The organism is Martinezella sp. CNPSo 3959 (assembly GCF_057784355.1).
The window spans coordinates 353,095-378,192 of sequence record NZ_JBXSOV010000002.1 but is presented as its reverse complement, the minus strand read 5'-3'; the positions used below and the strand labels follow the sequence as shown (position 1 = coordinate 378,192).

Genomic DNA, 25,098 nt, shown 5'->3' with positions numbered 1-25,098 from the left:
CGTTAAGGCTCAGGGCGTTCGTCGCTGCAATCGACCCGCTGGGTCGATTGCTCAAGCTTTGTCCGACCGCTCCTCACCCAGAAAACCTGCCGCTTCTGGGGAAGCCCTTCGGCACGGCGCGGCCGGCGCCGGCGCGGTCGCCCAGCCATTCCACCAACTCGTCCTTGGTCTTGGTGAAGGTGCGGCCGGCACTGTCTTCCCATGTCAGGCCATCGACAATCGCGAAGCACCTGACATCGGCGATGCCGCCATCCTTGTATTTCTGAAGGCGCACGCCCTTGCCGCGTGACATTTCCGGCACCTGCGCGAGCGGGAAGATGAGCATCTTGCGGTTCTCGCCGACCACGGCAACGTGATCGCCTGATATCGGGACGAGAAGCTTGGTCTCGTCGGGATAGGAGACGTTCATGATCTGCTTGCCCTTGCGGGTATTGGCGACCAGTTCCGCCTCGGCAACGATGAAGCCGTTGCCCGCCGTCGATGCGATCATCTGCTTGCGCTGGGGATCGTGGACGAAGGCGGTCAGCACATCCTGATCATTTTCCATGTCGACCATGATGCGCAGCGGTTCGCCATGGCCGCGGCCGCCGGGCAGCTTGTCGCCGCCGAGCGTATAGGCCTTGCCGCCCGTCGTGATGATGAGGATCTTGTCCGTCGTCTGCGCCGGAAAGGCAACCTTCAGACCGTCGCCCTCCTTGAAGGTCAGCGAGGACGTATCGGAAATGTGGCCCTTGAGGGCGCGGATCCACCCCTTTTCCGAAACGACGACCGTGATCGGTTCCTTCTCGATCATCGCCTGCTGGATGGCCGCATCGTCAGCTTCGGGCGCTTCGGCAAACTGCGTGCGGCGGCGACCGATCTCGGTGGCCTTGGCGAATTTTTTCTTCACCTCGCCGATTTCCCAGGCAACCGTCTGCCACTGCTTCTCGTCCGAAGCGAGCAGTGCCTCGATGTCAGCCTTCTCCTTCGTCAGGCCGTCGAATTCCTTGCGGATCTCGAACTCTTCCAGCTTGCGCAAGGAGCGCAGCCGCATGTTGAGGATCGCCTCGACCTGATTGTCGGTGAGGCCGAACCGCTCCATCATGACGGGCTTCGGCTCATCCTCCTCGCGGATGATGGCAATGACCTCATCGATGTTGAGATAGGCGACCAGCAAGCCGCCGAGAATTTCGAGCCGCTTTTCGATGGCCGCCAGGCGGAAGCGGGAGCGGCGCAGCAAGACTTCGCGGCGATGATCCAGCCATTCCTTCAGCACCTCGTTCAGGGCCATGACCCTGGGGATACGGCCCATGGACAGAACGTTCATATTGAGCGGGAACCGGCTCTCAAGCTCGGTCAACTTGAACATCGATTCCATCAGGATCGTCGCGTCGACGGTGCGGCTTTTCGGCACGAGAACGACGCGGATATCCTCGGCGGATTCGTCACGGATGTCCTCGAGCAGCGGCAGCTTGCGCGCCAGCAGCAACTCGGCAATCTTTTCGATCAGCCGCGACTTCTGCACCTGGAACGGAATTTCGGTGACAACGATCTGATAGCCGCCGCGACCAAGATCCTCGATCTCCCATTTGGACCGGACACGGAAGCCGCCACGACCGGTCTTGTAACTTTCTATAATGCTCTGGCGATCATCGATAATGATGCCGCCGGTCGGAAAGTCGGGACCTGGAATATACAGCTCCACCAGCTTCTCGACCGTGGCCTCACGATCCTTGATCAGATGCAGCGCCGCGTCGCAAAGCTCGTGAGCATTGTGCGGCGGGATAGAGGTCGCCATGCCGACAGCGATACCCGAAGAGCCATTGGCGAGCAGATTGGGAAAAGCTCCAGGCAGAACGATCGGTTCAGAATTCGACTCGTCATAGGTGTCGCGGAAATCGACCGCGTCCTGATCGATACCCTCGAGCAGCAGTTCGGAAACCGCCGTCATCTTGGATTCGGTGTAACGCATCGCGGCCGGGCTATCACCGTCGATATTGCCGAAATTACCCTGGCCGTTGACCAGCGTGTAGCGCTGCGAGAAATCCTGAGCGAGACGCGCCAGCGCATCATAGATCGATTGGTCGCCATGCGGGTGATAGTTACCCATCACCTCGCCGACGATCTTGGCGCATTTGCGGAAAGCGGCATTGGGGCGCAGCCCCATCTCGCTCATCGCATAAACGATACGGCGATGCACCGGCTTCAGCCCGTCACGAACGTCCGGAAGCGCGCGTTGCGTAATCGTCGACAAGGCATAGGCCAGGTAGCGCTCTTCGAGCGCGGCCTTCAGATCGACCGGAAGGATATTGTCGTCGCCGTCACCGGGCGGCGGAGTCAGATTTTTTCCCATGGCTCTTGACTATAAGAGATGGCGATTCCGGGCAAGAAATCGGTGGAAAGCACCTGTGGATGAAGGCGTTTCAGCTCTCTTGCGAGATGGCGACCGATACATTTTTGCTGCACCTGCCTTCAACATTCATTGTCATTGGATTTTCAGAGAAAGATCAATATAAGTCAGCCCAGCACACGCTCAATCTGTATGCCCATGCCTATACCACCGGCTTAAAGAGGAAACGCCATAATGACTTTCTACCGGACCACGCGGCTGATGCTTTGCAGCGCCGCCATCGTGTCTTTCGCCAGCTCCGCCTTCGCGCTCGACGGCAATGATCTGCTGAAAAAGATCAACGACCTTTACGGCCAACAGGGCGGTTCGATTGCAGCTACCGGCATCGATGTCGACGGCAGCACGGTGACGCTGAAGGGTGCGAGCTTCAAGGCAGCCGGTATGGAAGACAGCATTCCGCTCGGCGACATCACCCTTGATGGCGTCGAGGAAAACAACGGCGGCTATACGATCGAGGAAATCGATTTTGCCGATGTCGACTTCAACAAGGACGGCGCTTCCGTTTCCGCCACCGACCTCAAGTTGACCGGTGTCGAGATCCCGGCCGACGCGGCCAAGGGCGACCTAAGCTCGCTGTTCTACTACAAGAGCGCCCATGCCGGCGCCGTGTCCGTCACCAAGGACGATGTCGAGGTGTTCTCGATCGAGGGCGCAGACGCCAACACGAAGAAGCGCGACGACAAGTCGGGCCTCGATTTCGACGCCAAGATCAATGGCATCAAGGCCGATCTCAGCAAAGTCGACGATGCGAAGACCAAGGAAGCCATCGAAGCGCTGAAGCTGCAGCAGATCGACGGCACTGTCTCCATGAAGGGCAGCTGGGACATGGGACCCGGCACTATCAACATTAGCGAATATTCCTTCGACTTCAGGGACATCGGCAAGCTGAACCTCGCCTTCAGCATTTCCGGCTACACGCCCGCCTTCGCCAAGTCGCTGCAGGATGCGCTGAAGACGGTTCGCTCCAATCCGAACCAGCAGGAAGCACAGCAGTCCGCCGGCCTCGCCATGCTTGGCCTGCTGCAGCAGCTCACCTTTAACAGCGCCCAGATCCGTTTCGACGATGCGTCGATTACGGCACGCGCGCTTGACTTTGCTGGCAAACAGCAGGGTGTCACGGGCAAGCAGCTCGCCGACACACTGAAGGCAATGACGCCGATCATGATGGCGCAGCTCAACATTCCGGAGCTGCAAAATGCCGTCTCGGCAGCGGTCAGCACTTACCTCGACAACCCGAAGAGCCTGACGGTCACCGCTGCCCCCGGCAAGCCGGTGCCGGTGCCGATGATCATCGGCGCCGCCATGGGCGCACCGACGACGATCCCGCAGGTTATCGGCCTTAAGGTTTCCTCGAACGACTGAGCGGCCGCTCGTCGAACCATTCAAAACCCGGCGATCTCGGTCGCCGGGTTTTTCTTTGCCTCAACGCTCCGAGACTTTCGGTCGCTGATACGTCTTGAGCTCGTCAAGCGCATGAGACAGGAGGGCAAGCAGCTCCTCCGTCGTCGCCCCATCGCGCGCCTGAACGGACATGCCCTGCACGATTGCTCCCAGAAAGCGTGCCAGCGACCGAGGGTCGGCCTCAGGCCGGATGTCGCCTTCTGCAATCCCGCGCTCGATGCGGGCGGTGAAGACATCGAGCGTCTGCAGACGCATTGACGCGACATGATGGGCGATCGGCTCGTTCTCCTCCGCACAATTCAGCACCGCTGTGGATATCATGCAGCCCTTTGGATGCTCCGGAGCCGTGAAGATCCTGGCGGAGTTCGTCAGAAAGCGCTCAAAGGCCGTCACGGTATCCAGCTTGTCCTGAAAGGGATTGCCGGGTTCCGGACGAGGCATGCGCCGATATTGATCAAGCGTCTCGCGATAGAGCTCGGCCTTCGAACCGAAGGCCGCATAGAGGCTTTGCGGCGTGATGCCCATCGCCGCCGTCAGATCGGCGATGGAGGAACCGTCATAGCCATGCTTCCAAAAGGTGTCCCGGGCGGCAGCCAGAACCGTCTCGCGATCGAAGGCCGGCGGGCGCCCACGCTTGCGCGGCGAAGAATTTTTCTTCTCTTCAATATTTTTCACAATGGTCACTCTAGAATTATTTCCCGATCTGGTTTATTCAGGAATGGTCATTGTGATTATAGAAGGTTTTGCTCCATGAGTCTTCCCCTGGAAAATTCCGCACATACAAGCGACGGCAGCCTTGCTGAAGGCGTCGATGCGGCAATCGATTCCGCCCTCGCGGACAAAAGGCTGGTCGGAACCGTCGTTCTGATCGCTCAGGATGGAGAATTGGTCTACGCCCGCGCCGCCGGTCTGGCGGATCGCGAAAACAAGGTAGCAATGCGGGAAGATGCCATCTTCCGCCTCGCCTCCGTCACCAAGCCGATCGTCACCATTGCCGCGATGCGGCTCGTCGAACAGGGCCGCATCGGGCTCGACGATCCAATCACCAAGTGGCTGCCGGATTTCCGGCCGCGTCTGCCGGATGGTGGTGAAGCCGCTATCCGCATCCGGCATCTGCTCTCCCATACTTCTGGATTGGGCTACTCATTCGCCGAAGCTCCGGACGGCCCTTATCATCGCGCAGGCGTATCCGACGGCCTGGACACTCCAGGCCGATCATTGGCTGACAACCTCCAGCGCCTCTCCAGCGCGCCCCTTCTCTTCGCGCCTGGCGAAAACTGGCAGTATTCCCTGGCGATGGATGTCCTTGGCGGCATCGTCGAGAAGGAAACCGGCGGCCCGCTCGGCGATGCGGTTGCCGATCTGGTCATGAAGCCGCTTGGCCTTTCCGATACGGCCTTCTCCGTACGCGACCGTCGCCGCCTGGCCGCCGCCTATGTGAATGGCTCACCGGAGCCACAGCGGATGGGCGACGAGGCGCTCGTTCCAATCTTCGACGGCACGATCCGCTTTGCATCCGACAGGATATTCGATCCCGCATCCTACCACTCCGGCGGCGCCGGCATGGCCGGAACGGCAAGCGATATCCTTGCCATTCTGGACACGATCAGGAAGGGCGGTGCACCGCTGCTATCGGCTGATACGGTGAAAACCATGATGGCCGATCAGGCGGGCGGGCATATGCAGGCGCAGCAGGCCGGTTTCGGTTTCGGCTACGGCTGGTCCGTTGTCCTCGATCCCGTGGTCGCGCAGGTCCCCTTCTCGGCTGGCACGATCAAATGGGGAGGCGTCTACGGGCACAGCTGGTTCGTCGACGCCGAAAAGGGTCTGACGGTGGTTGCGCTGACCAATACGACTCTTGAGGGCATGTGGGGCCAGTTCACCACGGATCTGGCAAAAGCGGTCTATGCCGCAATCTAGCTGAGATCAGCGTCCCAAACAAAAACCCGGCGATTTCGGTCGCCGGGTTTTGCATTTTGTCAAACCGTAGAGGACTTAGTCCTTCTTAACCGGCGGTACCGGGCGGATCGCCAGTTCGCGCAGCTGCGTCGGCGTTGCGGCCGAGGGAGCACCCATCAGCAGATCCTGCGCCTGCTGGTTCATGGGGAACAGCGAGATCTCGCGCAGGTTCTTGGCGCCGACCAAAAGCATGACGATACGGTCGATACCGAAAGCAGCACCGCCGTGCGGAGGCGCACCATACTGGAAGGCGCGGTAAAGGCCGCCGAAGCGCTCTTCGACGTCGGTCTGACTGAGGCCCACCTTTTCGAAGGCGGCAACCATGGTCTCCGGCGACTGGTTACGGATCGAGCCCGAGGCGATTTCGAAGCCGTTGCAGACGGCGTCGTACTGGAACGCCTTGATCGTGAGGGGATCCTGGTTCTGCAGCGCCTCGAGGCCGCCTTGCGGCATCGAGAACGGGTTGTGTGCGAAGTCGACCTTCTTTTCTTCCTCGCTCCATTCGAAGAACGGGAAGTCGACGATCCAGCACAGCTCGAAACGGTCGCGATCGACCAGGTTCAGCTCCTCGCCAGCCCGGGTGCGAGCCTCGCCGGCAAACTTGTAGAACTTGGCGGGATCGCCGGCGACGAAGAAGCAGGCGTCGCCGTCATCGAGGCCGAGCTGGCTGCGGATCGCATCCGTGCGCTCTTCGCCGATGTTCTTGGCAAGCGGACCTGCGCCTTCGAGCTTCTCGCCTTCCTTGCGCCAGAAAATGTAGCCGAGGCCTGGCTGGCCCTGGCTCTGCGCCCAAGCGTTCATGCGATCGCAGAAGGCGCGCGAACCGCCGGTCTTGGCTGGGATGGCCCAGACTTCGACCTTCGGGTTGGAGGCGATCATGTTTGCGAAGACTTTGAAGCCAGAGCCGGCAAAATGCTCGGTGACGGCTTCCATGACGATCGGATTGCGCAGATCCGGCTTGTCGGAGCCATACTTGCGGATGGCGACGTCATAGGGGATGCGCGGCCATTCCTTGGTGACCGGCTTGCCCTCGGCAAACTCTTCGAACACCTGGGTCATCAGCGGACCCATCGTGTTCCAGACGTCTTCCTGCGTGACGAAGCTCATCTCGAGGTCGAGCTGGTAGAATTCGCCCGGCAGACGATCGGCGCGCGGGTCTTCATCGCGGAAGCACGGGGCGATCTGGAAGTAGCGGTCGAAACCGGCAACCATCAGCAGCTGCTTGTACTGCTGCGGCGCCTGCGGCAGCGCGTAGAAGGTGCCGGGGTGGATACGGCTCGGCACGAGGAAGTCGCGCGCGCCTTCCGGCGAAGAGGCCGTCAGGATCGGGGTCGTGTATTCGGTGAAGCCTACTTCGCCCATGTGACGACGCATGGAGGAGATGATCTGCGTGCGCTTGACGATGTTCTTATGCAGCGTTTCGCGGCGAAGATCGAGGAAGCGATACTTCAGGCGAACGTCTTCCGGATAATCCGGCTCGCCGAAGACGGGCAGCGGCAGCTCCTTGGCGGCGGAGAGCACTTCGATCTCCTGAGCGTAAAGCTCGATCTCGCCGGTCGGCATGTTCTTGTTGATCGTGTCTTCGGTACGCGCCTTCACCAGGCCGTCGATGCGGATGACCCATTCGCCGCGAACGGTTTCCGCGAGCTTGAAGGCTGGAGAATCAGGGTCGGCAACGACCTGGGTGATGCCGTAGTGATCGCGCAGGTCGATGAACAGCACGCCGCCATGATCTCGGACGCGATGGACCCAGCCGGAGATACGGACAGTCGAACCGACGTCGAACTTGCGCAGGGCGGCGCATGTGTGGCTGCGATAGAGATGCATAGTATATATCCTGGACTTGGCGGGCAGCGGCGAAAGGACACGCAAACCCCTCGCCCGCCGACGAGAAAATCGGGCGGAAAAGCGCATGGCACGCCCGATTTGTCAAGGCTCGAACACCGGAAGTCAGCTTAAAGCTGTTTTCAGTCGCTATGCAACATACCACGCGCAAGTAGCCGCTGCCGCGGTTTGGCTACCTGGATGCTATTGCTGAACACTCCAGTCAACTTTAAACAGGCATCCTTATATCGTCGCCCCCGGAGCATAACATGCCGATCCTTACCCGCCGCAATCTGCTCAAAGTTTCAGCCGTTGCCGGCGCCTACGGGGTAGGCCTTGGCATTGCCGGGAAGTTCGCCGACAAGGCGGCCGCGGCCGAGCCACTCACGCTGAAGACGGCCAAGATCGAGGCCAACCTTACCGACGGCGGCAAGACCAAGAATGTCCGGACCTATGGCGATGCCGGCATGCCGCCGGTCGTGCGCATGAAGAAGGGCGAGCCCTTCGCGGCGAGACTGATCAACGGCATAGACGATCCGACGACTATCCACTGGCACGGCATCCGACTTCCGAACGCGATGGATGGCGTGCCGTTCCTCACCCAGCCCTATGTCTATACCGGCGATCATTTCGACTATGCCTTTACGCCGCCGGATGCCGGTACTTTCTGGTATCATCCGCATTGCAACACGCTGGAGCAGATGGGCCACGGCATGACCGGCGTCATCGTGGTCGAAAACCCTAAAGATCCGGCGTTCGATTCGGAAGTCGTGCTCAATCTGCGGGACTGGCGACTGGGAGGAGACGGACAGTTCATTGCGCAATTCAGGCCGCGGGATGCCGCGAAATCCGGCACCTACGGCACCGTCCGGACCGTCAACTGGCAACAGGAGCCGCAATATGACGCGCCTTCCGGCGGGCTGGTGCGGCTGCGCATTGCCATTACCGATGTCACGCGCATCTATTCCTTCCGCATGGACGGCGCCGAGGCGACAGTGATCGCGATCGACGGCAATCCCGTACCGCAGCGCTTTCCGCTCGATCTTCTGCAGCTTGGGCCGGGGCAGCGGCTGGAGCTTGCCGTGCGCATGCCCGACAGCGAAGGCGCGGTCGTCAAGCTCGAGGACATCAAGGGCACCAATCCGAAAGTGCTAGCGACGCTGCGCGCCGTGGGCGCGTCCTTGAAGCGAGACGTACGCGATCTGGCGCCGCTCGAAGACAATCCCGTGCAGAGGGCAGATCTCGGCTCGGCCACCCATATTCCGCTGATCTTGAGCTCGACGGCGGAGAACACCGCCGACAACAGCATATGCGGCTCGCTCGGCTACAGCTTCTGGGCGATCAACAAGGTGCCTTGGCCGGGCGATACGCCTGATCCGACCGCGCCGCTTGCCGAGCTCAAACTCGGCAAGAGCTATGTCATCGACATGGAAAACGTCACGCCGCATAGCCACCCGATCCACCTGCACGGGATGAGCTTTACGGTCCTCTCCTCTTCGACTCGGCAGGCGCAGCCCTTTGTCTCCGATACCTATCTGATCCAGCCGGACGAGAAAGTGCAGCTTGCCTTCGTTGCCGACAATCCCGGCGATTGGCTGCTGCATTGCCATATCATCGAACACCAGAAGACGGGCATGACGAGTTACATCCGTGTGGCGTAGGCGGTCGCAAGCCACCTCGCTTGCAGGCAGTTTCGGTCGAAGCTGTCACAGTCCCCGGCAATTTCAGCGAAAAGCGAAATGCGGCAAGGGCTTTGTCCGCGAAAGTATTGACATATCCGGCTGAAAGGAGAAGGAAGTTAAGGAAGTATTTTACCATTGAATGTGTTGATATGATCGAAACTACCGCCCAATTGGAGGCGGCCTGCCAAGAGCTGGCCAAGTCGGAATTCATTACCATCGATACGGAATTCCTGCGAGAAACGACCTTCTGGCCGGAGCTGTGTTTGATACAGATGGCAAGCCCCACCACCGAAGTGCTGGTGGACCCGCTGGCCAAGGGGCTGGATCTCGCGCCCTTCTTCGAACTGATGGCCAACTCATCGGTTTTGAAGGTGTTTCATGCTGCCCGCCAGGACATTGAAATCATCTTCCATCGCGGCAACCTCATTCCGCATCCGATCTTCGATACGCAAGTTGCGGCAATGGTTTGCGGCTTCGGCGATTCGGTTTCCTACGACCAGCTCGTCAGCCGCATCAAGAACGTCCATATCGACAAGTCCTCCCGCTTCACCGATTGGAGCCGGCGGCCGCTCTCGGAAAAGCAGCTCGACTATGCGCTTGCCGACGTCACGCATCTGCGCGACGTCTATCTTTCGCTCAAGGAGCAGTTGCGGCGCGAAGGACGCGCCTCCTGGCTGCAGGAGGAGATGGCGATCCTGGAGGCGCGCGAGACCTACGACCTGCACCCCGACGATGCCTGGCAGCGGCTGAAGATGCGGCTGCGCAAACCGCAGGAACTGGCCGTCCTTAAATTTGTGGCCGCCTGGCGCGAGCGCGAGGCCCGCGCACGCAATGTCCCGCGGGCACGCGTACTGAAAGACGATGCGATCTATGAGATCGCCCAGCAGCAACCGAAGGACACCGAGGCGCTTGCGCGGCTGCGCACCATCCCGAAGGGTTGGGAGCGCTCTGCCGCCGGTACGGCGGTGCTTGAAGCGATCAATGCTGCATTGGCGCTGCCAAAGGCCGAAATGCCGCATCCGCCGCGCCACCAGCAGGCTCCCGAAGGTACCGCAGCGGCTTCCGAACTGTTGAAAGTCCTTTTGAAGCTGATTGCCGAAAAGCATGGCGTCGCGCCGAAAGTCATCGCCAACAGCGAGGATCTCGACAAGATCGCCGCCGAAGGAGAGAAGGCCGATGTCGCGGCTCTGACCGGCTGGCGGCGCGATCTCTTCGGCGAGACGGCCCTGCAGCTGATACAGGGGCAAGTGGCTTTGCGCTTCGTCGGCAAGCGAATCGAGACCGTCGCCCTCTAGTCAAGACATTCTCCTTCCCGGATCCCTTGTAATTGCGTATGATTCGCGAAGTGGTATGGCGGCTGCAATCACGATTGCGCCGCAAATCTCATGGAATGAACGTCTGATGTAATCGTTCTATTCGATGACGTTCCAGTTTGCCGGCGCAATTCCGCGTCGAGGACAGGCGTCGTTTCTCGGCGGAAAAGTGAATGGGTATTTTCCATTCGATGCGCAACTGGATCCTGATATCGCTGTTCGTCGCTTCGACGGGCGTCATTTACGGCAAACTATTCTTTCCTGAATCTCCGATATATATCGGCGGAATCTTCGCCCTGTTCTGCGGCATGCCGCTGCTCGCCTTCGAGCGCCGCATGATCCTGCCGCGGCTGAGCGACTGGATGCACAGACTGCCAACGCCGGCCTTCATCCTTTCGGCTCTCGTCGTCGATTTCCTGCTGATGAGCGTCGGCTATGCCATCGCAGGCAGCTCCATGAAATTGCTGGGCCTCGTCAAAGCATCATGGGAAGACCTGACAGTACTGAAGATAGACGTCTACATCTATGCAGTCGTCGTAACCGCCATCGTCATTTTCATCGGCCGCGTGCGGGAATTGCTCGGTCGTGACGTCTTCTCCAGCCTGTTGACCGGCCGTTACCGCAATCCCGTGCAGGAGGAGCGTGTCTTTCTTTTCGTCGATCTCGTCGGCTCCACTGCCTTTGCCGAGGAATATGGCGACTTGAGAACGCAGGAATTCCTTGGCGCGGTATTCAGTGCCATGGCCGAGCCGGTGCGGCGGCACAAGGGCGCGATCGACGACTATATCGGTGATGCCGCCATCATCACCTGGCCGCTCCAACGGGGCGTCAAGAATGCCAATTGCGTGCGCTGCGTCTTCAATATCCTCGACGATATCGAAAAGAACGCCGAGACTTGGCTGAAATCCTACGGCAGGGTGCCTCGTCTTAGGGCCGCTCTGCATGGCGGCAGCGTGGTGACGGCCGAAATCGGGGTCGACCATCACAAGATCGCCTATTTCGGAGACACGGTGAATACGACGGCAAGGCTGGAGTCGCTCTGCAAAACGCTGGAGCGCCAGGTGCTGATTTCCAGCGACCTCGCCAGACGGATGGAGCTTCCCGAAGGAGTCCTCAAGGAAGAACTCGGCGAACATGCCGTTCGTGGCCGCGATCAGCACCTCGGCGTGATCGCCCTTCATACACAAGACCGGCAAGCGTTGAAGACCGTTCGCGGCAGATCGTAAACAATACGAATTGTTGGCTGCAGTTCAGCACCGATGCACGCCTGAGCTTCACAGCCTATGGGTTGTCCACAGTCACCAAATCTTCACCTGAGCGTTAATTCGCGGACACAGGTCGACTGTTATGCGGAGTTGTTTTCGCCACTCTCCGCCACAAGGTGACATGATGACCCGAATCCTTTCCGCCTCCACGGCACTCTTCATTCTGCTTGCCGGCTCGGCCCAGGCAGACGAGCAGCAGTTCAAGGCAAAGCTCGTCGGCCAAGCAATCCTGCCGGCCAACACCATCACTGCCGCTCCTGCCGATGCACCAGATTTCCTGAAGACTTCAGGCAAGTTCACCACGCCGGATCGCAAGCGCACCGACGCTCTCGGCACCGTGCCGGGCAAGGATGGCGCCCGCGTCACCGACCTGAAGCTGCCCTTCGCCGGCCAGCCGATCCAGGGCTTTTCCGGCATCAAGACTATGCCCGACGGCACCTTCTGGACACTCTCCGACAACGGCTTCGGCTCCAAGCAGAACTCATCGGACGCGATGCTCTTCCTGCATCAGCTGAAATTCAACTGGGACAGCGGCAAGGCCGAGGTCGTCAAGAACCTGTTCCTGTCCGACCCGAACAAGAAGGCCCCCTTCCCGATCGTCATGGAAGGCGCCGAAAAGCGTTATCTAACGGGCGCCGACTTCGACATCGAATCGATCCAGCCGGTCGCCGACGGCTTCTGGATCGGCGACGAGTTCGGTCCTTACCTGCTGAAATTCGACACGGACGGCCAACTGACCGACGTCTTCGCAACGACGCTCGACGGCAAGCCGGTTATGTCGCCCGACAATCCGCTGATCCAGCTGCCGGGCAACCCCACACAGAAGATGCCGGCCTTCAATCTGAAGCGCTCGGGCGGCTTCGAAGGTCTCGCCATGTCGAAGGACGGCTCCAAGCTCTACGGCCTGCTGGAGGGCCCGATCTACAAGGATGACGGCCAGATGGAGAATGTCGATGGCAAGACGGCCATCCGCGTCATCGAATTCGACGTTGCCTCGAAGAGTTGGACCGGTCGCAGCTGGCTTTATCCCTTCGCGGACAAGGGTGTGTCGATCGGCGATTTCAACATGCTTGATGAAAAGACTGCCCTCGTCATCGAACGCGACAATGGCGCCGGCACGAAGGACAAGGCTTGTACCGACCCCAAGCAGCCGAAGCCAGATTGCTTCGAGGTCCCGGCAGAGTTGAAGCGCGTCTACAAGATCGAGTTCAGCGACGCCAATGTCGGCAAGTCCGTTCGCAAGATCGGCTATATCGACCTTCTGCACATCGAAGATCCGGACCACAAGCGTCGCGAGAGCGGCGGCGAAGGCTTCTACGACATGCCCTTCGTCACCATCGAGAATGTCGACCGCGTTGATGCCACGCACATCATCATCGGCAACGACAATAACCTGCCCTTCTCCGCAGGCCGCGCGGTCAACAAGGCTGACGACAATGAATTCAGCCTTCTCGAAGTCGGCGATTTCCTGAACGCGAAGTAAGCACAATGAAACCGCCTCTCCCTGCCGTGCAGGGAGAGGCTTCAATCCCATGCAACACAAAGCTTATTCGAAGCAGAAAGCCAGGCGGCGATTGGTGAGCTTGCCGAGCTGCTGCAGGCGGCCGTCCAGCCTCTCGCCGGCAAAATCGTGATATTCAGAGGGAACGACGAATTCGAGATCGAGATCAGGCTTTGTCGAACGGCGGAACGACAGGTTGCGGACGATACCGGGCATCGAGGCCGAAAATAGGTAGACGACGCGCAATAGCCCGCCGAGTAGCTTGGCGCGTTCGATGTAGAGCGGCGTAGCGATCGTTGCCAGCGGCTCGGTCGCACCGTCGTCGTTCAAGCCCTCGAAGCGATAGTAATTGGCAAGCGCGATGAAGGCGCGGCCGGCATGGGTGATACCGACGAAGGACGTGTGGGCGATGATGTTCAGCGCCTGCAGGCCGCGATAATCCGGATGGGCACGCCAGCTGATATCGGCAAGCAGGCAGGCTGCCTGGCGATAACGGCTTTCCTCGTCGGTCTCGGTGATCCCGAAGAAGGGCATCATTCGCCCGGTCCAATCGGCAAGCTCACGGGCATGTTCCGGCGAGCGCGCACGCAGGATCGCAAGCTCGCCGGCTGCGGTGAGCAGCGGATCGCTGTTACGCTCGGCCTCGGTCAGCAGCGAATAGAGATAACCTTCACGAACCCCCTGGGCGGAGAAGGAGATGACGGACGGCTTCATGGCCGTCAACACTTCGCGCATGGCGACTGCGCCGAAAGGCAGCAGCGAACGGCGATGCTTGGACACCGTCTGAAATGCCGGATCCTTCGAATCCTTCGCTTCGACGATCTGATCCAGGAACCGCAGCATCTCATCCAGCGGCACTTCATAGCCCTGCATCATGTGGAGCGGATATTTGCGGATTTCCATGTGCAGCTTGGCGACGCTTCGCCATGTGCCGCCGACCGCATAGAACGTGCGGCCCTCGCCCTTGCTCAATAGCTTCGCAGTCTTGACATGCTTGCGCGCGAAGCTGCGCGCCCTATCGATCGAGCCGCCGGCATATTCGGACAGACGCAGGCCGCCGAGCGGCAGCGTGATGCCCTTGCCGATCTCATGGTCCTTGATGTCGATCAGCTCCAGCGAGCCGCCGCCAAGATCCCCGGCAATGCCATCGGGATGGAAGAAACCACTGATGACGCCGAGCGCGGAGAAACGTGCCTCTTCTTCGCCGGAAAGCACGCGCACCTTGCGCTGAAGAATGGCTTCGGCCTGGTGAATGAACTGCGGACCGTTGCTGGCTTCGCGCGCCGCAGCCGTTGCCAGGACGTAGATGGTGGCGGCACGCGCCTGATCGGAGAGTGCCTTGAAGCGATGCAGCGCCGCAAGCGCCCGCGCCACGCTTTCCTCATCCATCTTTCCCGTTAGCGCTATGCCTTTGCCGAGGCCGCACAGCACTTTTTCGTTGAAGAGGATGGTTGGCGACCGCGAGTGGCCTTCATAGACGACAAGACGGACCGAGTTCGACCCGATATCGACAACGGAGACAGGGGCGATGCCCGGAAGACGCCCCTGGGCTTCTGATTCAACCATGCAGGTCCAATTTATTTGTTGCGGCCCGACAGCAGTCCAGCGATGAGTTTCGGAGCGCTGGATTTCAAGGCTTCACCACGGCCAGACAGGCTGGGATTGGTCATGAAATACTGCTGCGCGTTGAATGGCTCTTTTCCCTGACGCACTTCCATGCGCCGTGAAGTCCCGTCCGGCAATATCTCGTAGCTTTGCTGATTGTCAATGATATTGCCCAGCATGATCTGTGAAAGCACCTGTTCATGCACGGTCTTGTTGGTGAGCGGCACGAGCGTTTCGACGCGACGATCGAGGTTGCGCGGCATCATGTCGGCGGAGCCGATATAGACCAGCGCCTTGTCCGACGGCAGACCCTGACCATTGCCGAAGCAGAAGATGCGGCTGTGCTCGAGGAAGCGGCCGATGATCGACTTGACGCGGATATTTTCCGATAGACCCGGTACCTGCGGACGCAGGCAGCAGATGCCACGCACCACCAGATCGATCTCGACGCCGGCATTGCTGGCGCGATAGAGCGCGTCGATGATGTCGGGATCGACAAGCGAGTTCATCTTCATCCAGATCGCGGCCGGATGGCCGTTCCTGGCGTGCTCGATCTCGCCTTCGATATGCTGGAGGATGCGGGGACGCAGCGTATAGGGCGAGACCGCGATCTTCATGTCGTGTTCCGGCTCGCCATAGCCGGTGATGAAGTTGAAGATATTCGCCATGTCGTGGGCGATCTTCGGGTCGCAGGTGAAGTAGGAAAGATCGGTGTAGATCTTGGCGGTGACTGGGTGATAGTTGCCGGTGCCGAGATGGCAATAGGTGCGCAGCTTGCCGTCCTCTCGGCGCACGACCATGGACATCTTCGAATGGGTCTTGAGCTCGATGAAGCCGAAGACGACCTGCACACCGGCGCGCTCCAGATCGCGCGCCCAGCGGATGTTCGCCTCTTCGTCGAAGCGGGCCTTCAGTTCCACCAGCGCCGTAACCGATTTGCCGAGATCGGCTGCATCGATCAGCGCGCGGACGATCGGGCTATCGTTCGAGGTACGGTAAAGCGTCTGCTTTATCGCCAGAACGTCAGGATCCCTAGCAGCCTGGAGAAGGAACTGGACCACCACGTCGAAGGATTCGTACGGGTGGTGGACGACCATATCTTTTTCGCGGATTGCGGCGAAGCAATCGCCGGCATGTTCACGGACGCGCTCAGGAAATCGGGCATTGTAAGGCTCGAAGCGCAAATCGTCGCGCGGCGCCTTGCAGATTTCGGAGAGCGTGTTGAGCGCGAGCAGGCCCGGCAGAACCGCGATGCGGTTTCCCGGCACGTTCAGCGATTCCACCACGAACTGGCGAAGCTCGAGCGGCATTTCGGAGTCGGTCTCAATGCGGATCACGGACCCACGGCGGCGGCGCTTCAGCGCAGTTTCGAAGAAGCGCACCAGATCCTCGGCTTCTTCCTCGACTTCGATATCGCTGTCTCGAATGATGCGGAAAGTACCCGAGCCCTGAACCTCGTAACCCGGATAGAGCCGGTGGATGAAGATATTCACCACATCTTCGAGCGTGATGTAGCGGATGACGTTGCTGGCGTCCGGCAGGCGCACGAAACGGTCCAGCGCCGGCGGCAGGCGCAGCAGCGCCGTCATCGGTTCGCGGCCGTTCATGCTTTTGAGCTGCAGCGCAATCGAGAAACCGAGGTTCGGAATGAACGGGAACGGATGGGCCGGGTCGATGGAGAGCGGCGTCAGAACCGGGAAGATCGCCTGTTCGAACTCATTATGGAGCCACTGGCGATCGGCATCGGAAAGGGCAGCCGGGCGGACGATCAGAATATCTTCCTTGGCGAGATATTGCTGCAAAACGGCCAGCGAGGCCTGCTGCTCCATCTGCAGATTGTCGATCTCGCGCAGGATATCGTCGAGTTGCTCGGCGGGCGTCTTGCCGTCTGGCGTGCGCACGAGGATCTTCTGGCGCACCTGGCCTTCGAGGCCGGCGACGCGCACCATGAAGAATTCATCGAGGTTGGCGGCGGAAATCGAGAGAAAGCGGACACGTTCCAGCAGCGGATGTGCGGTGTTCAGCGTCTCCTCAAGGACGCGGCGGTTGAACTGCAGCCAGGAGAATTCGCGGTTGATGAAGCGCTCGGGGCTGGTCATCAATTCGTTGACCGCAGGTGCCGCCTCTGGATTTTCCTGGTTGGCGTCCTGATGTTCCGTGAGTGCCGAGTCCATGTTCCACCTACCCTCTTTCCAATCTTGTGCCACCTATATCAGTTTGACGACGGAACTGTGACAGTCGCAGCCAGCTCAATCCGGCTGGCCGGAACTGCCCAGCTCGTTCAGGACCTCGGCGGCCAACAGGCGCGTGATCCTAGTTCCCCGTCCAAGCGCCAGCCGGTCCAGCCTGTCGACGATCAGCTGCGCCGCGTTCAGGGAACGCTCCATGCGATTGACGATATAAAGGACGAGTTTGTCATCGATATAAAGCTGGCGGTCGGCGAAGAGCTTGACGATCACCTGTGACAGCAATTCCTCGTCCGGCTCGCCGATCTCGACCACCGTTGCCGCTTTCAGGCGGGAGCGCAGGTCGGGCAGTGTCACCGGCCAGGACATCGGCCAAAGCCTGCTCGTCATCAAAAGACTGGTGCCGTTTTCGCGAACGCTGTTGATGACATGGAAGAGTTCGGTATCGTCAAAGCCGATGCGATCCACGTCTTCGAAGATGACGGGGCCGTTTGCCGCTGCGACTGCGGCATCGGAGCCGGCGACAGGATGAATGTGGGCGGCACCGCACCGCTCGGTCCAGATGCTGGCGAGATGCGATTTGCCCGAACCGACAGGCCCCGCCAGGATCACCACCGGCGACGGCCAATGTGGCCAGGAATCGACGATCCTCACGGCCGCGCTCAAGGGATCGGCGACGAGCAGATCGTCGCGCCCGTTTGCGGGGTCATGCGTAAAGGCCAAGGGCAGCTGCTCGGCGGCCTTGCGCCTTAGATCAGCGTTCTTTGCGTCGGTCATGTCTAGCTATTCTCGGTCTTGCCGGCCTTGGCTCTGCGCGCCTTGCCCGCTTCCGAGCGTCCGTAATAGAGATCGCTCTGAAGGTAGCGCGAAAGGGCGAAGCGGACAAGAACGCCGCAGGCTGCAGCGGCAGGAACGGCGATCAGCAGCCCGACGAAGCCGAAGAGCGCGCCAAAGGCGAAAAGCGCGAACATCAGCCAGACTGGATGCAGGCCGACGCTTTCGCCGACGAGCTTCGGCTGCAGCACATTGCCTTCCAGGAACTGGCCGGTGAAGAAGACGACGAGCGTCAGGCCGACCCAGAGATAATCCGGCCAGAACTGAACGAGCGCGACGCCGACGGCCAGAACGAGGCCAACCATCGAGCCGACATAGGGAATGAAGCTGATCATGCCGGCAAAGAGGCCGATCAGCAGGCCAAAGTTCAGGCCGACCAGCGACAGACCGACGCCGTAGTAGACGCCGAGAATGATGCAGAGCGAGCCCTGCCCTCGAATGAAGCCGGCGATCGCCTGATCGATCTCGCGGGCGATTTCGCGAACGGTGGCAACATGATCGCGCGGGATCCAGTCGTCTACCTTGGCGACCATCCGATCCCAGTCGAGCAGCATATAGAAGGCGACGACGGGTGTGACGACCATCAGCGAGAGGATGTTGACCAGCGCCTTGCCGGAGCTCCAGAGCTGCGCGAACAGGCCGCCGACGAAGCTCAGACCTTCGGACATGATGCTGGAGAAATTGTCCTTGATCGCGCCGAGCTGGTTGCGGATCCAATCCGGCAGCACCATGGTCTGCGCCTTGGCGATCAGCTGCTGGATCTGCTGCACATAGGTCGGAATGTGCTGGATGAAATCGTTGAACTGATTGACGATGATCGGGATGAAGATCGTCAGAGCCAGCGCGAAGAGCAGCACGAAGGAGACGAGGATCACCACCGTTGCCATAAGGCGGCTGAGGCCGATCCGCTCCAACCGGTCGGCGACCGGATCGAGGAAATAGGCAACCGCCATGCCGGCGATGAACGGCAGCAGGATCGTGCTGAAGATATAGATAAAGGCGATGAAGGCGACGAGCACGATCACCCAGAAGGTGACTTGACGCTTGAGGCTCGCCCCGCTGACCTTTTGCTCCATCGTCTTCCCCGTTACTCCGCGCCCGTTTGCCGTGTGCTTAGGACATAGGATGATGCCGCAATTATGGTCAAGTCTGCGGCCGGAAATCTGCCCTGAGCAATGGGAAGCGGGGAAAATTGAGGGTGTTGCGGCGCTTGCGCCTTGCATAAAGGCCCCTATCATGCAATGGCGACCCGATCAAAGCCCTGTCATAATGGACGGGCGGCCATCGGAGGCGGAAGCATGAGCCAGTCTGGGAAAAACGGTCTGACCTATAGCGACGCGGGTGTCGATATCGACGCCGGCAACCTGCTGGTCGAAAAGATCAAGCCTGCCGTCCGTTCGACGCGCCGGCCGGGTGCCGATGGCGAGATCGGCGGCTTCGGCGGCCTGTTCGACCTCAAGGCCGCCGGCTTCACCGATCCGGTGCTGGTCGCCGCCAATGACGGCGTCGGCACCAAGCTCAAGATCGCGATCGACGCCAATTATCACGACACCGTCGGCATCGACCTCGTTGCCATGTGCGTGAACGATCTGGTCGTCCAGGGCGCCGAACCGCTCTTCTTCCTCGATTATTTCGCCACCGGCAAACTCGACCCCGACCAGGGCGCAGCGATCGTCGGCGGCATCGCGGCAGGCTGCCGTGACGCAGGCTGTGCGCTGATCGGCGGTGAGACGGCTGAGATGCCGGGCATGTATTCCCACGGCGATTACGATCTGGCGGGCTTTGCCGTCGGTGCGGCCGAGCGCGGCCAGCTGCTGCCGTCCGGCGATATTGCCGAGGGCGACATCATTCTCGGCTTGGCATCGTCAGGCGTTCATTCCAACGGCTTCTCGCTGGTGCGCAAGATCGTCGAGCTTTCCGGGCTCGGCTGGGATGCGCCGGCTCCCTTCGCCGAAGGCAAGGCGCTCGGCGAAGCGCTGCTGACGCCGACGCGCATCTATGTGAAGCCGCTGCTCAAGGCGATCCGTGAAACCCATGCCCTCAAGGCTCTCGCCCACATCACCGGCGGCGGGTTCCCGGAGAATATTCCGCGCGTACTGCCGAAGCATCTGGCCGCCGAAATCGATCTGGCCGCCGTCAAGGTGCCGCCGGTCTTCTCTTGGCTTGCCAAGACGGGCGGCGTCGAGGCCAAGGAAATGTTGCGCACCTTCAACTGCGGCATCGGCATGATCGTGGTTGTCGCTCAGGAAAACGTCGACGCCGTGAAGGCTGCGCTTGAAGCTGAAGGCGAAGCGGTCGTTACCTTTGGCCGCATGATCGCCCGCGAAGAAGGCGCTCCCGGCACCGTCTACAAGGGCACGCTCGCTCTATGACCACGCCGCGCAAACGCGTCGTCGTCTTCATCTCGGGCGGCGGCTCCAACATGCTGGCTCTTCTGAAAGCCACAAAGGCAGCTGACTACCCCGCCGAGATCGTTGGCGTCATCTCCGACAAGGCTGATGCGGGTGGCCTCGCAAAGGCTGCGGCGGAGGGCATCGCGACCTTCGCTTTCGTGCGCAAGGAATTTGCCAGCAAGGAAGCCCATGAAGAGGCGATCCTTGCGCAGCTGAAAGCCCTCTCGCCCGATATCATCTGCCTCGCCGGCTACATGCGGCTGCTTTCCGGCCGCTTCATCCAGGCCTATGAGGGCCGGATCATCAATATCCATCCCTCCCTCCTGCCGCTTTTCCCCGGCCTGCATACTCATCAGCGCGCCATCGACGCCGGCATGCGCATCGCCGGCTGCACCGTGCATTTTGTCACCGAGGGCATGGACGAAGGTCCTGTCGTCGGCCAGGCTGCCGTGCCTGTCTTGACCGACGATACCGCCGACAGCCTTGCCGCCCGCGTACTTACGGTCGAGCATCAGATTTATCCGCAATCGCTGCGGCTGCTGGCGGAAGGCAAGGTCAGGATGGAAGGCGGCAAGGCCGTGAGCCTCGGCAAAATACCTGCTGTCGATGGACGGCAGATTTTGTCACTGCTTGGGGACGCAGGTTAAATAAGGAATTCCGGCGGCAAACAGTCCCCCTCATCCGCCGCTCTCAATCGCCCTTCCTCAAGCCGCAATTGCCATCAGCGGATGCAGCGTGCCGTCGCTATAGACGATGCGGCCGCCGCGGAAGGTGGCGCGGATACGGTGAACCGAGCCGGGCTCGACGGCGACCAGATCGGCAAGCTGACCGACAGCAATCTCACCGCGATCCGTTAGACCGGCCGAACGGGCAGCGTTGGCGGTTGCCGTCGCAACAGCCGCCGGCAGGCCGCCGGCAACAACATCGGCGATCTTGAAAATCGCCGGCACAAAGGCCGCCGGGTGATAATCAGCCGCGATGATGCCGAGCAGGCCGGAGCGCGCCGCATCCAGGGCGCTGAGATTGCCGGACATGGACTGGCCGCGCAGTGCGTTCGGCGCGCCCATCAAAGTCCAGAGACCGCGACGGCAGGCTTCTTCCGCAGCTGGTCCCGTCACCGGAAACTCGCTGATCGTCACGCCGAGATCGTGCATCGCGGCGACTTTTTCGGCACTGTCGTCGTCATGCGAGGCGAGCGATAGCTTGTGCTTCAGCGCAAGTTCGACCACGTCATGCAGCTTGCGCTCTATCTCAGGGTCCTCGCGCTGCGCGATGCGCTTCGCCACGACCTCCTCGGCCGCCTCGCGCGACATGGAGCGGCGCTCGGACATGCTGCGGATATAGCTTTCGATGTCGTTATACTGCCCCTGCCCCGGCGTGTGGTCGGTGAGCGAAATCATATCGACGGAGCCTTCTTCCAGCAGCCGCTCCAGGGTCGGAGCAGCGCCGAGATTGGTGATCTCGTAGCGTGCATGGACGCGGTGGTCGATCAGGAGTTCATCGCGCAGGCTGCCGATGCCGCGGATCACCGCCGAGGTGGTTTCGAGCGAGCGGACGTGGCCGTAGACGCTTTCGGTCGCAAAGGAGAGCGCCGCAAAGGCCGTGGTGACGCCGGCCGCCGCCAGCTTCTTGTCCAGCTCGTGAATGCCGAAATCGATCGGCATCATCGCATTCGGCCGCGGCGCGATCTCGCGCTCAACCATATCACAATGCAGATCGACGAAGCCCGGCATCAGCAAGCGGCCACCGCCATCAAAAGTCGGCTGCTCCACCGGCTCCGAGCGGATTTCGGCAATCACGCCGTCCTCAATGCGCACTGCACCCTTCTCGACGACTTCATGAGGAAGAACGAGCGTGAAATTGCTGAGCCACATCGGCTTTCTCCTGAAACATCCATAAGCGAAGGAAGGGCGGAAGCATTCGAGTGTCTTCGGCCGCACGCCCCGGTAAGCTCGATTCGTGACAATGTGATGAACGGGAGAGCAAGCTCCCATTCATGCAGCAACCTATTTCAGGCTGGCGAGATTCAAGGCCGCCCATTGCAGCAGCATGATCGTCTTGGCGTCACAGATATCGCCGGTCTCGATCATGACAATCGCATCGGACAGGCGAACTTCCAGCACCTCTATATCCTCATGCTCTTCCGCAAGCCCGCCACCATCGGCAACACGGTCGGACGTGTCGATTACGGCGGCGAAGAAATGAATGACCTCCGTCGATGAGCCCGGCGAGGTCATCGCCTTGAACAGGAAGTGGACGTCGCGCACGCGAAAGCCGGTCTCTTCCATAGCCTCGCGGCGGATCGCGGCTTCCGGCTGGTCCCCGTCGAGCAATCCGGCGGGCACTTCGATCATCCAGACCGGCTCGCCGACCAACTGGGCTGGCAGACGGTATTGCTGAACGAGCACCACGGTTTCGCGTTTGGGATCATAGAGGAGAATGCAGGCTGCCGGCGTGCGATGATAGACCTCGCGCTTCAGCCGATGCTTTTCGCCCTGCGAATCCGTGTAGTCGACCTCGAATGTGCTCAGCCGAGTCCATTGATCCGCCAGCGTCTTTTCGCTGACGATTTCAGCTTTCGCGTTTTCGAATTTACTCATGCCACGTCCTTGCGAAGCCATACCTTGCTGTCGTGGACAGCGGCGCCGCCATAGGGCGCGACGGGATCGGCGCCGGTAAGCACATTGATCCCCTCGCCGTCGACATGAGCCTTGTTCGGCCACAGCCCCTCGGCGATCAGCACACCGGGCTTCACTTCCGTCGTCACGCGGGCGTGGAGGCGGATATCGCCGCGGCCATTGCCGACACACACCAGATCGCCGTGTGCAATCTCAAGCGCTTCGGCATCGATGGGATTGATCATCACCTCGGGACGGCCTTCCTTCTGCCGTGACGTCTTCGTTTCCGCGAAGCTCGAATTCAGGAAATTGCGCGAGGGCGAGGTGGCGAGCCGGAAAGGATGCTCGGGATCAGCCACCTCGATCACGTCGACCTGGTCCGGAAACTCCGGCAGTTCGACGTGAGGGCCGAGCAGACCGACCGACGCTGGCGGGCGGTTCGGCGCCGGCTGGTTGGTCCAATCAGGGCGGAAGCGGAACTTGCCGTCGGGATGAGCGAAGCCGTTGACGAAATGTGCTTCCTCGAAATCCGGCTGGCGGTCGAACCATTTGTGTTCGAGAAAATATTCGTAGTCCGGCAGACCGCTCCTCGACAGAATCCTGTCGATCATCTCGCGGGCGGAGAAGCCGAAACCGGGGCGATCGGCGACGCCGAGGCGCTTCGCCAATTCCTCAATGACGAAGAGATTGCTGCGCACGGTCGGCGGCGGCTCGACAAGCTTCGGGCCGAGCAGAATGTGGTTCTGCCCGCCGGCCCGATAGATGTCGTCATGCTCGACGAACATGGTGGCGGGAATGACGATATCGGCCATGTCGGCCGTATCGGTCATGAACTGCTCGTGCACCGCCACGAAGAGATCGGAACGGGCAAAGCCGCGCTTCACCAGCCGCTGCTCCGGTGCGATATTCACCGGATTGGTGTTCTGTATAAGCATCGCGGTCACCGGCCCGCGATGGCGCAGCGCCACGGCATCGCCGGTCAAAGCGCGGCCGATCTGCGACTGATCGATCATGCGGATATCCTGATCCTTCATGGCGCGGCCGGTGAGTTCGCTCGCGTCCATGCGGAAGATATCGCTGTTCGAATGAAAGGCGCCGCCACCCTCATATTGCCAGGAACCGAGAACTGTGGCGATCGAGGCTGCCGCGTGCATGGCGATCGCCCCATTGCGCTGACGTGTAAAGCCGTAGCCGAGGCGGAAGTAAGTCTTCTTCGTCGTTCCCACGAGCTTGGCGAAGGCTTCGATCTCGTCGACCGAAAGGCCGGTGATATCAGCGGCCCATGCCGGGGTCTTCGACTTCAAATGTTCTTCGAGGCCGGCGGGATCGTCGGCATATTTGGCCATGTAGTCGCGGTCGGCATAGCCATCGCGGAAGGCGATGTGCATGACGGCGCACGCAAGGGCCGCATCCGTGCCGGGCTTGACGATCAAGGCCATGTCGGCCTGCTTCATCGTCGGGTTTTCGTAGATATCGACGACGACGATCTTGGCGCCGCGCTCCTTGCGGGACTTCACCGCATGGGTCATGACATTGACCTGCGTCGCCACGGCATTCGTGCCCCAGATGACGACGCAATCCGTGCGGCCCATTTCCCGCGGATCGGGGCCGCGCAGCACGCCTGTCGCCATGGTGAAGCCGGTCCAGGCCGGATTGGTGCAGATCGACGAGAAGAAACCGGAATAGCGCTTGGCATGGCGGAGCCGCTCGATGGAATCGCGCTGCACCCAGCCCATCGTTCCCGCATAGAAATAAGGCCAGATCGCCTCGCTGCCGTCTTTCGCTTCCGCCTTCACGAAGGCCTCGGCGATTTCATCCAGCGCCGCGTCCCAGGAAACCTCCTGCCAGCGCCCCTCGCCCTTGGCGCCGGCGCGGCGAAGCGGCTTCATCAGGCGATCAGGATGGTAAAGCCGCTCGGCATAGCGCGCGACCTTGGCGCAGATGACGCCCGCGGTATAGGAATGGTCGTTGGCCCCGCGAACCCGGCCGATCCTGCCGTCTTCAGTCAGATCGACCTCCAGCGCGCAGGTGGAGGGACAGTCATGCGGACAGGCTGTGTGGCCGATGCGCGATTTGGCTTGGATAGGGGTCGCAATGTTCATGATGTTTGTATATTTCAAGCGATGTC

At 60.6% G+C, this 25,098-nt stretch carries 18 protein-coding genes; 8 read left to right on the top strand and 10 right to left on the bottom strand.

Going from position 1 to position 25,098, the window contains the following annotated elements; translation table 11 throughout:
• Nucleotides 1-73 precede the first annotated feature (73 nt).
• Nucleotides 74-2,332: a DNA topoisomerase IV subunit A gene (gene parC, locus AC13RE_RS09775; RefSeq protein WP_132716288.1), complete on the bottom strand. Its 2,259-nt coding sequence runs from the start codon at nucleotides 2,330-2,332 to the stop codon at nucleotides 74-76.
• A 231-nt stretch (nucleotides 2,333-2,563) separates the two neighbouring features.
• On the opposite strand from parC, the gene AC13RE_RS09770 reads away from it, so the two are divergent.
• Nucleotides 2,564-3,751, top strand: a complete 1,188-nt coding sequence (locus AC13RE_RS09770) for a YdgA family protein (RefSeq protein ID WP_488562784.1) — start codon at nucleotides 2,564-2,566, stop codon at nucleotides 3,749-3,751.
• 60 nt (nucleotides 3,752-3,811) lie between these two features.
• Here AC13RE_RS09770 and AC13RE_RS09765 read toward each other — a convergent pair whose 3' ends face one another.
• Entirely contained in the window at nucleotides 3,812-4,474 is a 663-nt protein-coding gene (locus AC13RE_RS09765) for a TetR/AcrR family transcriptional regulator (RefSeq protein WP_488562783.1), read from the bottom strand.
• A 66-nt stretch (nucleotides 4,475-4,540) separates the two neighbouring features.
• Between AC13RE_RS09765 and AC13RE_RS09760 the strand changes: the two genes are divergently transcribed.
• A complete protein-coding gene (locus AC13RE_RS09760) occupies nucleotides 4,541-5,710 on the top strand; it encodes a serine hydrolase domain-containing protein (protein ID WP_488562782.1) in 1,170 nt (389 codons plus the stop codon).
• 75 nt (nucleotides 5,711-5,785) lie between these two features.
• Here the strand turns inward: AC13RE_RS09760 and aspS are convergent, their stop codons facing one another.
• Nucleotides 5,786-7,576, bottom strand: a complete 1,791-nt coding sequence (gene aspS, locus AC13RE_RS09755; protein ID WP_488562781.1) for an aspartate--tRNA ligase — start codon at nucleotides 7,574-7,576, stop codon at nucleotides 5,786-5,788.
• 266 nt (nucleotides 7,577-7,842) lie between these two features.
• On the opposite strand from aspS, the gene AC13RE_RS09750 reads away from it, so the two are divergent.
• From AC13RE_RS09750 to AC13RE_RS09735, 4 genes are all read left to right on the top strand, one after another.
• The gene (locus tag AC13RE_RS09750) at nucleotides 7,843-9,234 is read left to right on the top strand and encodes a multicopper oxidase family protein (RefSeq protein WP_488562780.1); all 1,392 of its coding nucleotides are present in this window, start codon (nucleotides 7,843-7,845) and stop codon (nucleotides 9,232-9,234) included.
• A 170-nt stretch (nucleotides 9,235-9,404) separates the two neighbouring features.
• Nucleotides 9,405-10,550 carry a ribonuclease D gene (gene rnd / locus AC13RE_RS09745; protein WP_488562779.1) on the top strand — a complete coding sequence of 382 codons (1,146 nt, stop codon included), beginning with the start codon at nucleotides 9,405-9,407 and terminating at the stop codon, nucleotides 10,548-10,550.
• Between the two features lie 191 nt (nucleotides 10,551-10,741).
• On the top strand, nucleotides 10,742-11,794 hold the full coding sequence (locus AC13RE_RS09740; RefSeq protein ID WP_488483436.1) for an adenylate/guanylate cyclase domain-containing protein: 1,053 nt from the start codon (nucleotides 10,742-10,744) through the stop codon (nucleotides 11,792-11,794).
• A gap of 163 nt (nucleotides 11,795-11,957) precedes the next feature.
• The gene (locus tag AC13RE_RS09735; RefSeq protein ID WP_488562883.1) at nucleotides 11,958-13,316 is read left to right on the top strand and encodes an esterase-like activity of phytase family protein; all 1,359 of its coding nucleotides are present in this window, start codon (nucleotides 11,958-11,960) and stop codon (nucleotides 13,314-13,316) included.
• Nucleotides 13,317-13,379: 63 nt separating this feature from the next.
• On the opposite strand, the gene ppx is transcribed toward AC13RE_RS09735, so the two are convergent.
• The 4 genes from ppx to AC13RE_RS09715 form a co-directional block, all read right to left on the bottom strand.
• Nucleotides 13,380-14,900, bottom strand: a complete 1,521-nt coding sequence (gene ppx / locus AC13RE_RS09730; RefSeq protein WP_488562778.1) for an exopolyphosphatase — start codon at nucleotides 14,898-14,900, stop codon at nucleotides 13,380-13,382.
• A gap of 11 nt (nucleotides 14,901-14,911) precedes the next feature.
• On the bottom strand, nucleotides 14,912-17,113 hold the full coding sequence (locus tag AC13RE_RS09725) for an RNA degradosome polyphosphate kinase (RefSeq protein ID WP_132716280.1): 2,202 nt from the start codon (nucleotides 17,111-17,113) through the stop codon (nucleotides 14,912-14,914).
• Between the two features lie 75 nt (nucleotides 17,114-17,188).
• Complete coding sequence (gene hdaA / locus AC13RE_RS09720; protein ID WP_488562777.1) at nucleotides 17,189-17,902, bottom strand: DnaA regulatory inactivator HdaA; 714 nt, start codon at nucleotides 17,900-17,902, stop codon at nucleotides 17,189-17,191.
• Between the two features lie 2 nt (nucleotides 17,903-17,904).
• A complete protein-coding gene (locus AC13RE_RS09715) occupies nucleotides 17,905-19,035 on the bottom strand; it encodes an AI-2E family transporter (protein WP_132716278.1) in 1,131 nt (376 codons plus the stop codon).
• Nucleotides 19,036-19,257: 222 nt separating this feature from the next.
• Between AC13RE_RS09715 and purM the strand changes: the two genes are divergently transcribed.
• Together purM and purN are read left to right on the top strand one after the other, a co-directional pair.
• On the top strand, nucleotides 19,258-20,331 hold the full coding sequence (gene purM / locus AC13RE_RS09710; protein ID WP_488562776.1) for a phosphoribosylformylglycinamidine cyclo-ligase: 1,074 nt from the start codon (nucleotides 19,258-19,260) through the stop codon (nucleotides 20,329-20,331).
• Complete coding sequence (gene purN / locus AC13RE_RS09705) at nucleotides 20,328-20,999, top strand: phosphoribosylglycinamide formyltransferase (protein ID WP_132716276.1); 672 nt, start codon at nucleotides 20,328-20,330, stop codon at nucleotides 20,997-20,999. The genes purM and purN overlap by 4 nt, the downstream gene beginning before the upstream one ends.
• A 57-nt stretch (nucleotides 21,000-21,056) precedes the next feature.
• On the opposite strand, the gene AC13RE_RS09700 is transcribed toward purN, so the two are convergent.
• The 3 genes from AC13RE_RS09700 to AC13RE_RS09690 all read right to left on the bottom strand — a co-directional run bounded on the left by AC13RE_RS09700 (nucleotide 21,057) and on the right by AC13RE_RS09690 (nucleotide 25,072).
• A complete protein-coding gene (locus tag AC13RE_RS09700) occupies nucleotides 21,057-22,226 on the bottom strand; it encodes an alpha-D-ribose 1-methylphosphonate 5-triphosphate diphosphatase (RefSeq protein WP_488562775.1) in 1,170 nt (389 codons plus the stop codon).
• Nucleotides 22,227-22,358: 132 nt separating this feature from the next.
• Entirely contained in the window at nucleotides 22,359-22,952 is a 594-nt protein-coding gene (locus AC13RE_RS09695; protein ID WP_488562774.1) for an NUDIX domain-containing protein, read from the bottom strand.
• Entirely contained in the window at nucleotides 22,949-25,072 is a 2,124-nt protein-coding gene (locus AC13RE_RS09690; protein WP_488562882.1) for a molybdopterin-containing oxidoreductase family protein, read from the bottom strand. Before AC13RE_RS09690 ends, AC13RE_RS09695 begins: the two co-directional genes overlap by 4 nt.
• Nucleotides 25,073-25,098 lie beyond the last annotated feature (26 nt).

Excerpts from the sequence above, each read along its gene's own strand:
- purM (WP_488562776.1), top strand. The coding sequence starts at position 19,258 with ATGAGCCAGTCTGGGAAAAACGGTCTGACCTATAGCGACGCGGGTGTC.
- parC (WP_132716288.1), bottom strand. The coding sequence starts at position 2,332 with ATGGGAAAAAATCTGACTCCGCCGCCCGGTGACGGCGACGACAATATC.
- aspS (WP_488562781.1), bottom strand. The coding sequence starts at position 7,576 with ATGCATCTCTATCGCAGCCACACATGCGCCGCCCTGCGCAAGTTCGAC.
- AC13RE_RS09690 (WP_488562882.1), bottom strand. The coding sequence starts at position 25,072 with ATGAACATTGCGACCCCTATCCAAGCCAAATCGCGCATCGGCCACACA.
- AC13RE_RS09760 (WP_488562782.1), top strand. The coding sequence starts at position 4,541 with ATGAGTCTTCCCCTGGAAAATTCCGCACATACAAGCGACGGCAGCCTT.
- AC13RE_RS09695 (WP_488562774.1), bottom strand. The coding sequence starts at position 22,952 with ATGAGTAAATTCGAAAACGCGAAAGCTGAAATCGTCAGCGAAAAGACG.
- AC13RE_RS09735 (WP_488562883.1), top strand. The coding sequence starts at position 11,958 with ATGACCCGAATCCTTTCCGCCTCCACGGCACTCTTCATTCTGCTTGCC.
- AC13RE_RS09750 (WP_488562780.1), top strand. The coding sequence starts at position 7,843 with ATGCCGATCCTTACCCGCCGCAATCTGCTCAAAGTTTCAGCCGTTGCC.
- AC13RE_RS09700 (WP_488562775.1), bottom strand. The coding sequence starts at position 22,226 with ATGTGGCTCAGCAATTTCACGCTCGTTCTTCCTCATGAAGTCGTCGAG.
- rnd (WP_488562779.1), top strand. The coding sequence starts at position 9,405 with ATGATCGAAACTACCGCCCAATTGGAGGCGGCCTGCCAAGAGCTGGCC.
- purN (WP_132716276.1), top strand. The coding sequence starts at position 20,328 with ATGACCACGCCGCGCAAACGCGTCGTCGTCTTCATCTCGGGCGGCGGC.
- AC13RE_RS09725 (WP_132716280.1), bottom strand. The coding sequence starts at position 17,113 with ATGGACTCGGCACTCACGGAACATCAGGACGCCAACCAGGAAAATCCA.
- AC13RE_RS09770 (WP_488562784.1), top strand. The coding sequence starts at position 2,564 with ATGACTTTCTACCGGACCACGCGGCTGATGCTTTGCAGCGCCGCCATC.
- AC13RE_RS09740 (WP_488483436.1), top strand. The coding sequence starts at position 10,742 with ATGGGTATTTTCCATTCGATGCGCAACTGGATCCTGATATCGCTGTTC.
- AC13RE_RS09715 (WP_132716278.1), bottom strand. The coding sequence starts at position 19,035 with ATGGAGCAAAAGGTCAGCGGGGCGAGCCTCAAGCGTCAAGTCACCTTC.
- hdaA (WP_488562777.1), bottom strand. The coding sequence starts at position 17,902 with ATGACCGACGCAAAGAACGCTGATCTAAGGCGCAAGGCCGCCGAGCAG.
- ppx (WP_488562778.1), bottom strand. The coding sequence starts at position 14,900 with ATGGTTGAATCAGAAGCCCAGGGGCGTCTTCCGGGCATCGCCCCTGTC.